The following is a 12,583-nucleotide window of genomic DNA, read 5'->3' as shown; positions in this document are numbered from 1 at the left end:
TATTCCGGAAGGGTGGGTCGAGCCCGCCCTACAGCACCGACGAAGCGGTCAATGAGTGGGCAGGAAGCGACGGCGAATGGTCGTGGCGCACCAGCGGCCGGCCGGCGAGCTTGCGCAGCGCGACATAGAACACCGGGGTGAGGAACAGACCGAACAGCGTCACGCCCAACATGCCGGCGAACACGGTGATGCCGGTGACCGAGCGGACTTCCGCACCGGCGCCATGCGAGAACACCAGCGGGATCGTGCCGGCGATGAACGCGATGGAGGTCATCACGATCGGGCGCAGGCGCAGGCGGCAGGCTTCCAGCGCGGCTTCGACAATGCCCTTGCCCTGCAGCTCCAGTTCGCGGGCGAACTCGACGATCAGGATCGCGTTCTTGCACGCCAGGCCCATCAGTACCACCAGGCCAACCTGCACGAACACGTTGTTGTCGCCACCCGTGAGCTTCACGCCCAACAGCGCGGACAGCAGCGTCATCGGCACGATCAGGATGACTGCCAGCGGCAGCGTCCAGCTCTCGTACAACGCGGCCAGCACCAGGAACGCCAGCAGGATCGCGAGCGGGAACACGACCAGCGAAGCGTTGCCCTGCGTGGCCTGCTGGTAGCTCAGATCGCTCCAGTCGAAGCCCATGCCGTTCGGCAGCACCTTGCCGGCGATCTCGGTGACCTTCTCCATGGCTTCGCCGGAGGACATCAGGCGCGGGTCGTAGCCGCCGAGCAGGTCGGCCGCCGGATAGCCGTTGAAGCGCAGCACCGGGTCGGGGCCGTAGGTCTGCTTGATGGTGACCATCGAACCGATCGGCACCATCTCGCCGTTGACGTTGCGCGTGCGCAGTTTGGTGATGTCCTCGACACGACCGCGGTACTGACCGTCGGCCTGCGCGATGACCTGCCAGGTACGGCCGAACATGTTGAAGTCGTTGACGTAGGCCGAACCCAGGTAGGTCTGCAGGGTGTCGAACAGCTCCGTCAGCGGCACGCCCTGCGCCTTTGCCTTCACGCGATCGACTTCCGCGTCGAGCTGCGGCACGTTGGCCTGGTAGCTCGAAATCGGAAAGCCCATGCCCGGCGTCTGCGCGGCGGTGCCCTGGACCGCCTGCACCGCGCTCTGCAGCGCGCCGTAGCCGAGGTTCGCGCGATCCTCGACGAACAACGAGTAACCCTGGCCGTTGCCGAGGCCGAGGATCGGCGGCGGCATCAGCGAGAAGGCGAAGCCTTCCTGGATGCCGGCGAGCTTCGCATTGAGCTCGTCGTTGATCTGCTTGGCGGACTTGTGGCGCTCGCCGAAGGGCTTGAGCGGGAAGAACGCGACGCCGCTGTTCGGTGTGTTGGTGAACTGCAGCGGATTCAGGCCCGGGAACGCGACTTCATGGGCGACGCCGTCGATGCTCATCGCCGCCGCGGCAACCTTCTTCAGCGCGGCGTCGGTGCGTTCGATGGACGCGCCTTCCGGCAGGCGTACGCCGGCGATCAGGTACAGCTTGTCCTGGGTCGGGATGAACCCGGCCGGCACCCACTGGAAGACCGCGGCAGCGGCGAGCAGGAGAACGGCGTACACGCCAAACACGCGCCCACGGTGGCCGAGGATCCGGCCCACGCCGGTGCCGTACTGCGACGACTTGCGGTTGAAGAAGCGGTTGAACGGACGGAACACCCAACCGAACAGGCGTTCAATGAGGCGCGAGAGCGCATCCTTCGGCGCATCGTGGCCGCGCAGCAGCATGGCCGCGAGCGCGGGCGAGAGCGTCAGCGAGTTGACCGCCGAGATCACCGTGGAGATCGCGATGGTCACCGCGAACTGCTTGTAGAACTGGCCGGTGACGCCCGAGAGGAACGCCATCGGCACGAACACCGCGCACAGCACCAGCGCGATCGCGATGATCGGACCGGACACTTCCTTCATTGCCAGGTGCGCGGCCTCGAGTGGCGTGGCGCCGTGTTCGATGTGGCGCTCGACGTTTTCCACCACCACGATCGCGTCGTCGACCACGATGCCGATCGCGAGCACGAGTCCGAACAGGGACAGCGTATTGATCGAGAAGCCAAGCAGGTAAAGGGCGGCAAACGTACCGACCACGGAAACCGGCACCGCGATCAGCGGAATGATCGAAGCGCGCCAGGTCTGCAGGAACAGGATCACCACCAGCACGACCAGCAGCGTGGCTTCGAGCAGCGTGCTCACCACGGCCTTGATCGAGTCGCGCACGAAGATCGTGGTGTCGTAGACCGTGCGGTACTCCACGCCCGGCGGGAAGCTCTTCTGCAGTTCGTCCATCTTCGCGACGACCGAGTCGCGGATCTGCAACGCGTTCGCGCCCGGCGACTGGAAGACGCCCATCGCCGCGGCGTTCTGGCCGTCGAGGCGTGCACGCAGGGTGTAATCGCCCGCGGCGAGTTCGACGCGCGCCACGTCGCCCAGGCGCACAACTTCGCCATTCGCGCCGCTCTTCAGCACCACGTCGCGGAATTCCTCGACCGAGCGAAGGCGGCCCTGCGCGTTGATCGGGGTGAGGAAGTCGCTGCCGTTGGGCATCGGCTCGGCGCCGAGCTGGCCGGCGGAGACCTGGATGTTCTGCTCGCGCACGGCGCGCAGGACGTCGCTGGCGGTCATACCCTGCGACGCGATGCGGTCGGGATCGAGCCAGATGCGCATGGCGTAGTCGCCGCCACCGAACTGGTGCGCTTCGCCGACGCCCGGGATTTTCGCGATTTCGTCCTTGACGTGCAGACGCATGTAGTTGCGCAGGTATAGCGTGTCGTACTTGCCGTTCGTGGACACCAGGTGCACGACCATCAGGAACACGGGCGACTGCTTCTGCGTCGTCACGCCCTGGCGCCGCACGTCCTCGGGTAGGCGGGCAAGCGCCTGCGCCACGCGGTTCTGCACGCGCACCGCAGCATCGTCGGCATCGGTACCCGGCTTGAACGTGACGGTCAGCTGCAGCACGCCGTCGGAACCGGCAACCGACTTCATGTACATCAGGTGCTCGACGCCGTTGATCGCTTCTTCAAGCGGCGTGGCGACGGTTTCGGCGATCACCTTCGGGTTGGCGCCCGGATACACGGTGCGCACCACGACCGACGGTGGCACGACTTCCGGGTATTCGCTGATGGGCAGCAGCGGGATGGCGATCAGCCCCGCGGCGAAGATGATGATCGACAGCACCGCGGCGAAGATCGGCCGGTCGATGAAGAATTTGGAGAAGTCCATGGTTTCTTCCTGGCCCCTTCCCCCGCCTGCGGGGGAAGGTTGGGATGGGGGCCCTTACCCGCGCACGCGGGAGAGAGTCATCGAAAAAGGCCTGCCGACCCTCCCCGCGCAGGGGGGAGGGGAGATCTTTGGCAAGATCCGGGGGAGGATCGGCGGCCTGCAACGTTTGCCGGGGTTTTATCCGGCGGTTTGGCGACAACTACATGGGCTACTTCGAACCGGCGGCTGCGCTCGCGACCAGCGACGGCGGCGGCGCACCCATCGCGATCTGCTTTGGCGACACCGGCATTCCGGGGAAGAACACCTTCTGCACGCCGTGCACGATCACCTTGTCCGCCGGGGTCAGTCCGGACTCGACCACACGCAGCCCATCGATGCTGCGACCGAGCGTGATGTCCTTGCGCGTTGCCGCGTTCTTCGGCCCGAGCACGTAGACGTACTTGCGGTCCTGGTCGGTGAGCACGGCCTTGTCGTCGATCAGCAGCGCCTTGAACTCACCAGTGCCCTGGAGCTGCACGCGGGCAAACAGGCCCGGCGTGAACAGGCGATCCGGATTCTTCAGCACCGCGCGCGCGCGGATCGTGCCGGTATGCGGATCGACCTGGTTGTCGACGAAGTCGACGGTGCCGGCATGCGGATAGCCGGTTTCACTGGCCAGGCCCACGCGGACCGGGTTCTGCGTGTCGCTGCGCTCACCCTTGCGCGCCAGTTCGCCGTAACGCAGGAAGCTCTGCTCGTCGCTTTCGAAGTAGACGTACACCGGATCCTGCGACACCACCGTGGTCAGCAGCGTGCCGTCGGCCTGGGCGAGGTTGCCCTCGGTCACCAGCGCGCGGCCGGCGCGGCCTTCGATCGGCGAACGCACCTGGGTGAACTGCAGGTCGAGCTGCGCGGCGGCGACGGCGGCTTCGGCGGCGCGCACGGCGGCGTTGCTGCCGGACGTGGTGGCCTTGCGCGTCTCGAATTCCTCGCGGGAGATCGCCTGGGCTTCGATCAGGGTCTGCGCGCGCGCGTCCTGCGCCTGCGCCAGGCGCGCCTCGCTGCGGGCGCGTTCGAGATTCGCCTGGGCGCGATCGAGCGCGGCGCGGTACGGACGCGGGTCGATCACGAACAGCAGATCGCCCTTGTGGACCTCCTGCCCTTCCTCGTACGCGACCCGCTGCACGTAACCGCTGACGCGCGGACGCAGCTCGACGGATTCCACCGCGGCGACGCGGCCGGTGAATTCGTCCCACTGGTGCACGGACTTCGACAGCACGTTGGCGACGCTGACTTCGGGCGGCGGCGGCATGCCGGCATTCGGCGCGGCCTCGCTGCTGCAACCGACGATGGTCAGTGCAATAGTGACGCTGGCCGCCAGTGCCAGCCATGCCCAACCGGCCTTGGGACGCAATAGTCCTGACCGGGAAAGTGTCCTTCGGCTCATTTCATACGCTCCTGATTTTTTTTCACGGTGACTTTGGGGGAGGTGATCGTGTCGAGCAGATTGCGCACGTCCTGCAGACAGCGTGCTGGCAGCAGGGATGCGTCGCTATCCATTTCTTGCGGTGTTGCCTTCGGGTTCGAATCCCTGTGCGACGATTCGTCCAACCCGCGGGTCGCGCCGTCGCCGGACTCTTCCCTTGCTGAGCTCGACGATCGGGGGACTTCGCTTTCGACAGGCAGCGTTTCGCCGCTGGTGCAGGTATCGCTGCGGTAATCGACGACGGCTTCCATGCAACGCGGATCGTTGCGATGGCGCAGGAGCTCCAGGGCCTTGCGCCCGATGTGCTCCACGCACGGCCACTGCTCGCAGGCATGCTTTTCGTTGTCGTCGGTGCGCACCGGCGATTCGACTTCGAGCAGTTGCAGGCGCACCGAGAACTGCCGGGCCTCGCCATGCAGCACCCGCGCGAGCATGCGCACGGCAGCGGCAGCGATCGAACGGTGGCCGTAGCCGGCCCATGGATAGCGACCGCCCGGACCGCCGATCACGACGTAGCCGCAGTTGCGGCCGGACGCACCGAGCCAGGGCAGCAGGTGGCGAGCCGCGACCAGGTGCGGCAGCACGACGTCGTCGAAGGCGTGACGAAGCTGGTCCGAGGATTGATCCAACAGGCGGCCGCGCTCACCGCCCGCTCCAAGGGCGGCGATCACGCCGGCGAAGGGACGGTCGAGGCGCTGCAGTTCCGCCACGAGCTCGGCGGCCCCGGCATCGTCGGAAACGGAGCCGGGCAGCACCTGCAGCGCGGCTTTCGGATGACGGCGGCGCAGTTCTTCCAGTGCCTGCGCGTCGCGGGCCACGGCGACTACGGGCCAGCCCGCATCGACGGCGGCCTTGACCGCGCCGCGACCAATCGTGCCGGTCGCGCCCAGGATCAGAACGGCGGGCTTCACTGTCCCGCTCCCGGGACATTTTCTCCCACATTCGGGACGATGGCATGTGCGCGGGCGCGTTGTTGCAACCAGCTCGCGACCGGCAGCAGGACCATGGCCAGGGGCAGTCCGACGACCACGGCCAGCACGCCCCCCATCATCCAGGCCTCCGCCGCACCCGCGAAAATAGCCTGTTTCATCGCGATAACCGCCAAGCCCAGCACGCCCGTGAAGGCGGCCAGCATGGTCAGGACATAGGCGAATCGGGCACGGGGGGTGGTCAACATGACGGCGGTACCGGGGGAACTGGTGCGCAGATTAGTCCCGTAAATGGCACTTGATTAGCCGTCGATTAAGGGAATAATTGTCCCGGAATCGGTCCAATTGGCCCGAGCCTTACCGGAGTCGCCCCCCCATGACCCGCGATCTCAACGACACCCTGATCTTCGTCAAGGTCGTCGAACACGGCAGCTTCATCTCCGCGGCGCGTTCGCTGCGGCTTCCCAAGACCACCGTCAGCCGCAAGGTGCAGGAGCTGGAAACGCGCCTGGGCGCGCAGCTGCTGCACCGGACCACGCGCAAGCTCGGGCTCACCGAGGCCGGCAATATCTACTTCGAACATTGCCAGCGCATTGCACGCGAGCTGGACGAAGCCGAGAGCGCCGTCGGCCAGTTGCAAAGTGGTCCGCGCGGCTGGCTGCGCTTCACTGCACCCTACTCGCTCGGCATCGACAAGATCGCGCCACTACTGGGCGAATTCCACGCGCGCCATCCCGAGGTGCGCGTGGAGATGCTGCTGAGCAACGAGCCCCTCGATCTGATCGACAAGGAAATCGACGTCGCCCTGCGCGTGGGCAACCTGCCCGATTCGAACCTCGTCGCACGCCGGCTCGCCGTATTCCGCACGCAGGTGTTCGCCAGCGCGGAATACATCAAGCGCCACGGCGAGCCCCTGCACCCCGATGACCTGCAACACCATGCGACCCTGGCCATGAACAAGGCGCGGCGCAACGGCAACGGCTTCGTGTGGACACTGGACGATGGTGAGCGCGCCGGCGATTACCGCATCGACCCCATCTTCGTCGCCAACGACTACGGCGCACTCAAGGGCGCCCTGCTCTGCGGCGAAGGCCTGATGCTGGCCGCCGACGTGATGATGAAGCCGCTGGCCGAACACGGCTTCGTGCAGCGCGTGCTCGCCGGCTGGACCGGCCCGGAATACGAGTTCAACGCGGTGTTCCCGCGCGGCATGGTGCAGTCACCGAAGGTGCGCGCGTTCGTCGACTTCCTGGTCGAACGCCTGAACTTCGACGCGAACTACATGGAAGAGCTCTGCCCCATCTTCCAGCGCCAGCAGGAACAGGCGCGGGCCACCGCCGAGGGCAGCGCGAGCAAGAAGAAGCGCGCCCCCGCGGCAGTCCCGGCAAGCAGCGAGGAAGGCTCGGAAGAGGATCTCGCCCTGGTCTGATCGCCGCGGCGATTGCCAACAGCAAACGGCGCGACCCCTAGGGTCGCGCCGTTGCACCCGGGCGATGCGCGAGCCGCGACATGGGATCGCGCAGACCACTGGCGCGCTACAACACCGGTTCTACGGCGATGTCCCGTTCGCCGCGCAGTGTCTGCACGCCCGAGGGCATTGGCGGCCATGCCCGGATCACCCAGCGCCCGGTAAAGAGCGCCAGTGTCGTCCATGCCACGCGGTAGTCCGAAGCGGCGAAAGCATCCAGGTCGCCGAGCACGGCCGCGGCAGCATCGGGCTGGCCCCGATCCAGCAGCAGTCTCGCCTGCAGCAGCCCCGTCCGGACCCGATCGTCCGGACTGCCCATGCGTTCGGCGCCGGCCCGCGCCTGGCGTGCCATCTGCAAGGCGTGCTCGGCGCGCCCTTCGCTCTGGGCTACCAGCGCACGGGCCACATCCCACGATGTCGTGGCGCCCTGCATCGGCGATCGCGACAACCAGTAACGCGCCGTGCCGGCATCGCCATTGCGAAGTGCTGCCTGAACCGCGGTGAGCGCCAGGGAACCCTGTACCCGGTCACCCGCGTTGGGGTGGCGCCGCGCCAACACTCCCGCTTCGGTCCGTGCGTTCCGGGCCAACTGCAATCGCAGCATCAGTTCCTGCAGCCCCTGGCCGGTCTCTTCCACACCCAGCGCCCAGGTGTGGAAGAAACGACAAGCCTCGGTCGGCATGGTCTCCACGCTCTGGTGCCCGCAATGTGGGCAGGTGAGTTGGCTTTGCAACTGCAGGGCCGTCATTCGGATCTCGGATGAATGGACGGAGGGCGGTTCCTGAAGCCATCTGAGGTTATGCACGAACGGTTGCTTGTGGCCGAATACGGCCCCTGAGTCGTCATTCGAGAAAGAATCGAGCAACCTCGGTTTCGATATCCCAGAAGATGATCGCCAGTGCAGTGAGGTCGAACGCGGTGTGTGCGCACATCAGCATCCAGATCCGGCCCGTGACCGCGAAGACCGTTCCGAATATCAGGCCGACGATGAATCCTTGTTCGGCCCCCGACAGCCCCTGGTCGGCATAGTGGCTTAGGCCGAACCATGCTGACGTGATCATCACGATTGCGATCCTTGCGCCGAGGCGGGATCCCAGGAGCTTTCCCAGCCGTTCGAAGAGGTACCCGCGAAACACGGTCTCTTCCGCGAAACCCGCCACGAACATGGCCCACACGGCAGCGGGAAGCATCGCCTGGTTCCCAGCCAGGTGGTGATACGCATGATTGATCGGGTCCGCACCGAGTAGCGGCATGACAACGGCTTTCATCAGGAGTTTGAGCACAACGCCGAGCACGATCCCGATGGCCAGACCGCCGATCCAGCTCCTGGGCCGAACGTAGCCGATCTCATGCCACGGTGTCCGCGACCACCGGGCCCACAACAGCACCAAGACGGCGCCCAATGGCACCACGACAGGGCCGACGAAGACATTGCCGGAAAGGACGATAAGAAGAACCGCGGCCATACCAGCCGGTCCGAAGCCGCGTAGAGCCGCGGCGAAGCTGTCGCCGGATACTGGCTCGGCCGGCGCACCGCCCGAGCTCGTGGAGCCCTTCTCCGTCGTCGTTGGGCGATCATCCGTCACGTTGATGTCCCCGACACCGCCGCCAAAGGAGAGCACGGCCATCGGCTGACCGGCTAGGGGTAGAGAGTACCGCGACCGACCGTGCGCGCCGATCCTTGACGGCTGCTTCTTGCCGAGAGCTGACCTCGTGCGAACGACTGCTTACGACCCAAAGCGGTCGTTGCGAATTTGTGGATGGCAACGCTTCTTAGCAGCGCAGGAACTTCCCGCCGTTGAGCATATCCATTCATAGGACCTCAACTTCCAGCATCGTGGGAACCGCGGCGCAGGTGATCAACAGCAGCAACACGACAATGGGGCAGAAGCTCGTTGGTCTTCCACAGCGCAACCACCATACCGATGCGCATGGCGGCTAACTGGCAGGACCGTGAAGAGCGGCCCCAGATGCCGGCTTGCCCCGGGCATCGGACCATCGCCGTTGATCGGCACTACTAGGCGGGCGTTCGGGATCACATTCCGGGCGGCTGTTTCGCCCACGGATAACCCTTCGATGCTTGCTCGTAGCCAAGCTTGAACAGCGCGCGCATGTACTCCGTGTCGAACTCCTCCTTGTGCGGTGCGTTGAAGGCTTCCGGAATGTAGGCAAGGTTGTAGTCCACCTCGTCCCGCTGTGTAACGGAGTAGATGCGGTAAAGATCGCCGATGCCCTGCGTCTGGATGAGCGACCCGATCGACGGGCAGCGTGTGTTCTCGGTCCAGGCGAGATTCCCGAACGAGCAGGTGAGGATCGAAGGTAAATCTAAGGCGTGGATCTTCGATGGCGCAACACCGGTTCCGTATCGCACCTGCGCCGGCAGCAACGGGATCGCCAATAGTCCAGCTGACGTGGTCACGTCTCATTTTTGCCCTGAGTGCGGGTCGACCGTTTACTACTTCCGGAAGTCCGACCCCGCGCGGACGGGCGTGAGAGTCGGCGCCTTTGCCGACAACACGTTTCGGCCGCCGATGGGTTCCGGCTTTGAGCAGTACGCGCATCCGTGGGCGATGAATGTCTCGGCCCTGCCCATGCCACTGGGACATCATCAATAGATGTCGGTTCGGCAGTGTCAGAGTAATTAGAAAGGCTATCGACGACTCTGGAGAGAACGATGGATATCAGAAAGGTTCTGATCGTCGGATCGGGAACGCTGGGCGGGCAGATCGGATTTCAATGTGCGACGCATGGCCTCGACACCACCATGTACGACCTGCGCCAGGAGTCGCTGGACGCTTGTCGCGCCACCCACCGCACGCTCGCGGATATGTTCGTCGCCCAACGCGGCAAGAGCAAAGCGGAGATGGATGCGGCACTCGCGCGCATTTCCTACACGACTGATCTCGAAGCAGCGAGTCGGGACGCCGATCTGGTGAGCGAGTCGGTGCCCGAGGTCCCGAAAATCAAGGCGGACGTGTACGGGTTGCTCAACAAATATTGCCCTGCGCATACGATTTTCACGACCAACACGTCCACCCTGCTGCCGAGCCAGTTCGCCGAAGCGACGGGACGTCCTGCGCAATTTCTGGCGCTGCACTTTGCCAATGAGATTTGGGAACGCAACGCCGCAGAGGTGATGGGGCATCCTGGTACAGATCCCGAAATCTACAAGCGCGTGGTCGAGTTCGCCAGAGCCATCGGGATGGTGCCCATCCTCCTGTCCAAGGAGCAGAACGGCTATGTGATGAACTCGCTGTCGATTCCCGGGATGATGGCCGGGCTGTCGCTGCTCGCCAATGACGTATCGATGGTGGAGGACATCGACAAGACCTGGATGATCTGCCTGAAGTCGCTCGGTCCTTGCGCGCTGATGGACATCGTCGGCCTGGAGACCATGTATCACGTCGCACACTATTGGGGAGAAGAGAGAAACGATGCGCAACTCAAGAAGAATGCGGAGTACCTCAAGGCGCACTTTGTCGACAAGAACAAGCTGGGCGTAAAAACCGGAGAAGGCTTCTACAAGTATCCGAATCCGGCGTATCAAGCAGCGGACTTTCTGCGCTGATCGGCGCGTATGCCGACGTCGAATTGCTAGGATGGTGTTCCTGTATACGGCGCCATGGATCGCCTACTGCTGACGACCGGACGACCATAGGAGCTCGCGATGAATCGCCGGATCGCTCTCGCACTGGTCTTTGCCTGCGCGGGTCTCAGCGCAACACCGACCGCTTCCGCCGACGAGGGCGGCGTGAGCTTCTGGCTGCCGGGGCAGTTCGGCAGCCTCGCCTCGGTTCCCGGATCGCCGGGCTGGTCGCTGGGCGCGGTTTATTTCCACAGTTCTGCAGATGCAGGTGGCGACAGGAGCTTTCCGCGCGGCGGCCGCATCACCGCTGGCCTGGATGCGAAGGCCGATCTTCTCTTCCTTGCCCCCAACTACATCTTTGCCGAACCCGTGCTAGGCGGACAGGCCGCGCTCGCGGTGACCGGTGTCTTCGGGCGCGTGAAGGTCGACATCGATGCCACGCTGACCGGTCCCAACGGCGGCACGTTGTCCGGTTCGGAGGTCGACTCCTTGACCGCGGGCGGCGACCTCTACGGACTCGGATCGATCAAGTGGACGCAGGGTGTCCACAACACCATGGCCTACGCCATGGTGGGCGCGCCTGTAGGCGCCTACCAGCCGGATCGGCTTGCCAATGTCGGCAGCGGACACGCAGCGATCGACGTGGGTGGCGGCTACACCTACTTCGACAAGAAGAACGAGTTCTCCGCCGCGCTCGGCTTCACTTACAACTTCGAGAACCCGGACACCGACTACCAGAACGGCATCGATGCGCATATCGATTGGGCCGCCTGACTGGCGATAGCGGTGACGGTGCGTCGCTTGGCGACTTTAAATCCCGGGTCGCGGGCATTGGCCCGCAGCTGGGCCACTTTTACCCGGTCGGCCAGCAGTTGTGGTACCTGAACTTGAAGGGCTTTTACGAGTTCAGCGCCAGGAATCGTCCAGAGGGTTGGAACGTCTGGGTCGCGCTGGCGATTCCGCTGAGCGCGCCGCAGAAGCCGTAGCGGCGAAGTCGAAAATGTCTGCTTTGGTCCGGCAGCCTGCTCGGCCTTCTGTCCGCTTCTGGCCGAAAGCGGACAATGGCAGCCTTAGTTGCTTTCGCGATTGCCGCGGCGGCGCCCATGTTGCCGGTGGTACTGATCACGATGTCAGTCGATGACTTCCTGGGCAAGCTGTTTTCGATCATTGCCTGAGGTGGCCCGCAGCAGCTCGCGCGGCAGGACCAATGCTGGCGCTATATGACGTGCAGACCCCGCAACCCTTCGAAAATCAGTTGCAGCGCCAATGCCACCTGCAGTACCGCCAGCATGGCCCCGAGAATGCCCAAGGGAAGCGCCACCCTTCGCATGATCCAGTGGGCAGACAGCATCCCAAGCAGGTTGAGCAACATCATCGCCAGCACGATCCCCAGGACCAGCAAAATGCGCGCGGAATCCTTGCTCAGCGCCAACAGCACGATCACCGCGGCAATGCCGTAGGGCGTCAGCAGCATCGGGAACACGATATGCATCACCGCCGGGGGCGCGCTCGGCGCGGTCGCGGTCGCGGACGACGGCGCCGGGGCTTCGTATTGCTGCATGACCAGCCGCAACGCGACCAGGAAGAGGACCAGTCCGATGGTAATTTCGAGAATGAACGAATCGATCTTCCAATTGCCCATGACTGCAGCGCCGATGAAGCCGCCAAGGACAACCGACACGGTGGCGATCACGGTCGCCTTCACGGCAAGCGCGCGCACCTGCGCGGCGGGCAGCGTGGCCGTCGCCTGGGCAAACGCGCCCAGCAGCTTGAGCGGGCCGAGCATGACGAACAGGAACGTGAATATCTCCGGTGCGCCAAATACGTAATGCGGCCGCGTGGCGGGACTTTCCACGGCGATGGCCGCCTGCATGAGGAGCAGCAATGACGTTTGCATGGACTACTCCGACGTCGACGG

General features: G+C 64.7%; 11 protein-coding genes and 1 pseudogene. 4 read left to right on the top strand and 8 right to left on the bottom strand.

Going from position 1 to position 12,583, the window contains the following annotated elements; genetic code table 11:
* Positions 1-28: 28 nt before the first annotated feature.
* From ACXJJ9_RS02840 to ACXJJ9_RS02825, 4 genes are all read right to left on the bottom strand, one after another.
* Complete coding sequence (locus ACXJJ9_RS02840; RefSeq protein ID WP_457095742.1) at positions 29-3,217, bottom strand: efflux RND transporter permease subunit; 3,189 nt, start codon at positions 3,215-3,217, stop codon at positions 29-31.
* Positions 3,218-3,425: 208 nt separating this feature from the next.
* Entirely contained in the window at positions 3,426-4,643 is a 1,218-nt protein-coding gene (locus ACXJJ9_RS02835; protein WP_457095741.1) for an efflux RND transporter periplasmic adaptor subunit, read from the bottom strand.
* Entirely contained in the window at positions 4,640-5,593 is a 954-nt protein-coding gene (locus ACXJJ9_RS02830) for an SDR family NAD(P)-dependent oxidoreductase (protein ID WP_457095740.1), read from the bottom strand. Before ACXJJ9_RS02830 ends, ACXJJ9_RS02835 begins: the two co-directional genes overlap by 4 nt.
* A complete protein-coding gene (locus tag ACXJJ9_RS02825; protein WP_310051671.1) occupies positions 5,590-5,859 on the bottom strand; it encodes a hypothetical protein in 270 nt (89 codons plus the stop codon). Before ACXJJ9_RS02825 ends, ACXJJ9_RS02830 begins: the two co-directional genes overlap by 4 nt.
* A gap of 128 nt (positions 5,860-5,987) precedes the next feature.
* On the opposite strand from ACXJJ9_RS02825, the gene ACXJJ9_RS02820 reads away from it, so the two are divergent.
* Positions 5,988-7,040 (top strand): LysR substrate-binding domain-containing protein, encoded by a 1,053-nt coding sequence (locus tag ACXJJ9_RS02820; RefSeq protein WP_457095739.1) that lies wholly within the window; start codon positions 5,988-5,990, stop codon positions 7,038-7,040.
* A gap of 106 nt (positions 7,041-7,146) precedes the next feature.
* Here ACXJJ9_RS02820 and ACXJJ9_RS02815 read toward each other — a convergent pair whose 3' ends face one another.
* From ACXJJ9_RS02815 to ACXJJ9_RS02805, 3 genes are all read right to left on the bottom strand, one after another.
* On the bottom strand, positions 7,147-7,827 hold the full coding sequence (locus ACXJJ9_RS02815) for a hypothetical protein (protein ID WP_457095738.1): 681 nt from the start codon (positions 7,825-7,827) through the stop codon (positions 7,147-7,149).
* A 94-nt stretch (positions 7,828-7,921) separates the two neighbouring features.
* Positions 7,922-8,707, bottom strand: coding sequence for a CPBP family intramembrane glutamic endopeptidase (locus ACXJJ9_RS02810; RefSeq protein WP_457095737.1), 786 nt, complete (start codon positions 8,705-8,707; stop codon positions 7,922-7,924).
* Between the two features lie 407 nt (positions 8,708-9,114).
* A complete protein-coding gene (locus tag ACXJJ9_RS02805; protein WP_457096169.1) occupies positions 9,115-9,498 on the bottom strand; it encodes a hypothetical protein in 384 nt (127 codons plus the stop codon).
* Between ACXJJ9_RS02805 and ACXJJ9_RS02800 the strand changes: the two genes are divergently transcribed.
* From ACXJJ9_RS02800 to ACXJJ9_RS02790, 3 genes and pseudogenes are all read left to right on the top strand, one after another.
* Positions 9,386-9,694 carry a GFA family protein gene (locus ACXJJ9_RS02800; protein WP_457096147.1) on the top strand — a complete coding sequence of 103 codons (309 nt, stop codon included), beginning with the start codon at positions 9,386-9,388 and terminating at the stop codon, positions 9,692-9,694. The genes ACXJJ9_RS02805 and ACXJJ9_RS02800 overlap by 113 nt on opposite strands.
* Before the next feature lie 59 nt (positions 9,695-9,753).
* Positions 9,754-10,647, top strand: a complete 894-nt coding sequence (locus ACXJJ9_RS02795; RefSeq protein WP_457095736.1) for a 3-hydroxyacyl-CoA dehydrogenase — start codon at positions 9,754-9,756, stop codon at positions 10,645-10,647.
* 99 nt (positions 10,648-10,746) lie between these two features.
* Positions 10,747-11,651 (top strand): annotated as a pseudogene (locus tag ACXJJ9_RS02790) (SphA family protein).
* 230 nt (positions 11,652-11,881) lie between these two features.
* On the opposite strand, the gene ACXJJ9_RS02785 reads toward ACXJJ9_RS02790, so the two are convergent.
* The gene (locus ACXJJ9_RS02785; RefSeq protein ID WP_457095735.1) at positions 11,882-12,538 is read right to left on the bottom strand and encodes a MarC family protein; all 657 of its coding nucleotides are present in this window, start codon (positions 12,536-12,538) and stop codon (positions 11,882-11,884) included.
* Positions 12,539-12,583: the final 45 nt, after the last annotated feature.

This window comes from Lysobacter sp. P5_B9 (assembly GCF_054049835.1).
Note: the sequence above shows the minus strand (reverse complement) of the source record. Positions and strands in the feature narration are given on the sequence as shown.

Bases quoted from the DNA above. Each gene is read 5' to 3' on its own strand.
- ACXJJ9_RS02825 (WP_310051671.1), bottom strand. From the start codon at position 5,859: ATGTTGACCACCCCCCGTGCCCGATTCGCCTATGTCCTGACCATGCTG.
- ACXJJ9_RS02810 (WP_457095737.1), bottom strand. From the start codon at position 8,707: ATGGCCGTGCTCTCCTTTGGCGGCGGTGTCGGGGACATCAACGTGACG.
- ACXJJ9_RS02785 (WP_457095735.1), bottom strand. From the start codon at position 12,538: ATGCAGGCGGCCATCGCCGTGGAAAGTCCCGCCACGCGGCCGCATTAC.
- ACXJJ9_RS02820 (WP_457095739.1), top strand. From the start codon at position 5,988: ATGACCCGCGATCTCAACGACACCCTGATCTTCGTCAAGGTCGTCGAA.
- ACXJJ9_RS02815 (WP_457095738.1), bottom strand. From the start codon at position 7,827: ATGACGGCCCTGCAGTTGCAAAGCCAACTCACCTGCCCACATTGCGGG.
- ACXJJ9_RS02835 (WP_457095741.1), bottom strand. From the start codon at position 4,643: ATGAGCCGAAGGACACTTTCCCGGTCAGGACTATTGCGTCCCAAGGCC.
- ACXJJ9_RS02795 (WP_457095736.1), top strand. From the start codon at position 9,754: ATGGATATCAGAAAGGTTCTGATCGTCGGATCGGGAACGCTGGGCGGG.
- ACXJJ9_RS02840 (WP_457095742.1), bottom strand. From the start codon at position 3,217: ATGGACTTCTCCAAATTCTTCATCGACCGGCCGATCTTCGCCGCGGTG.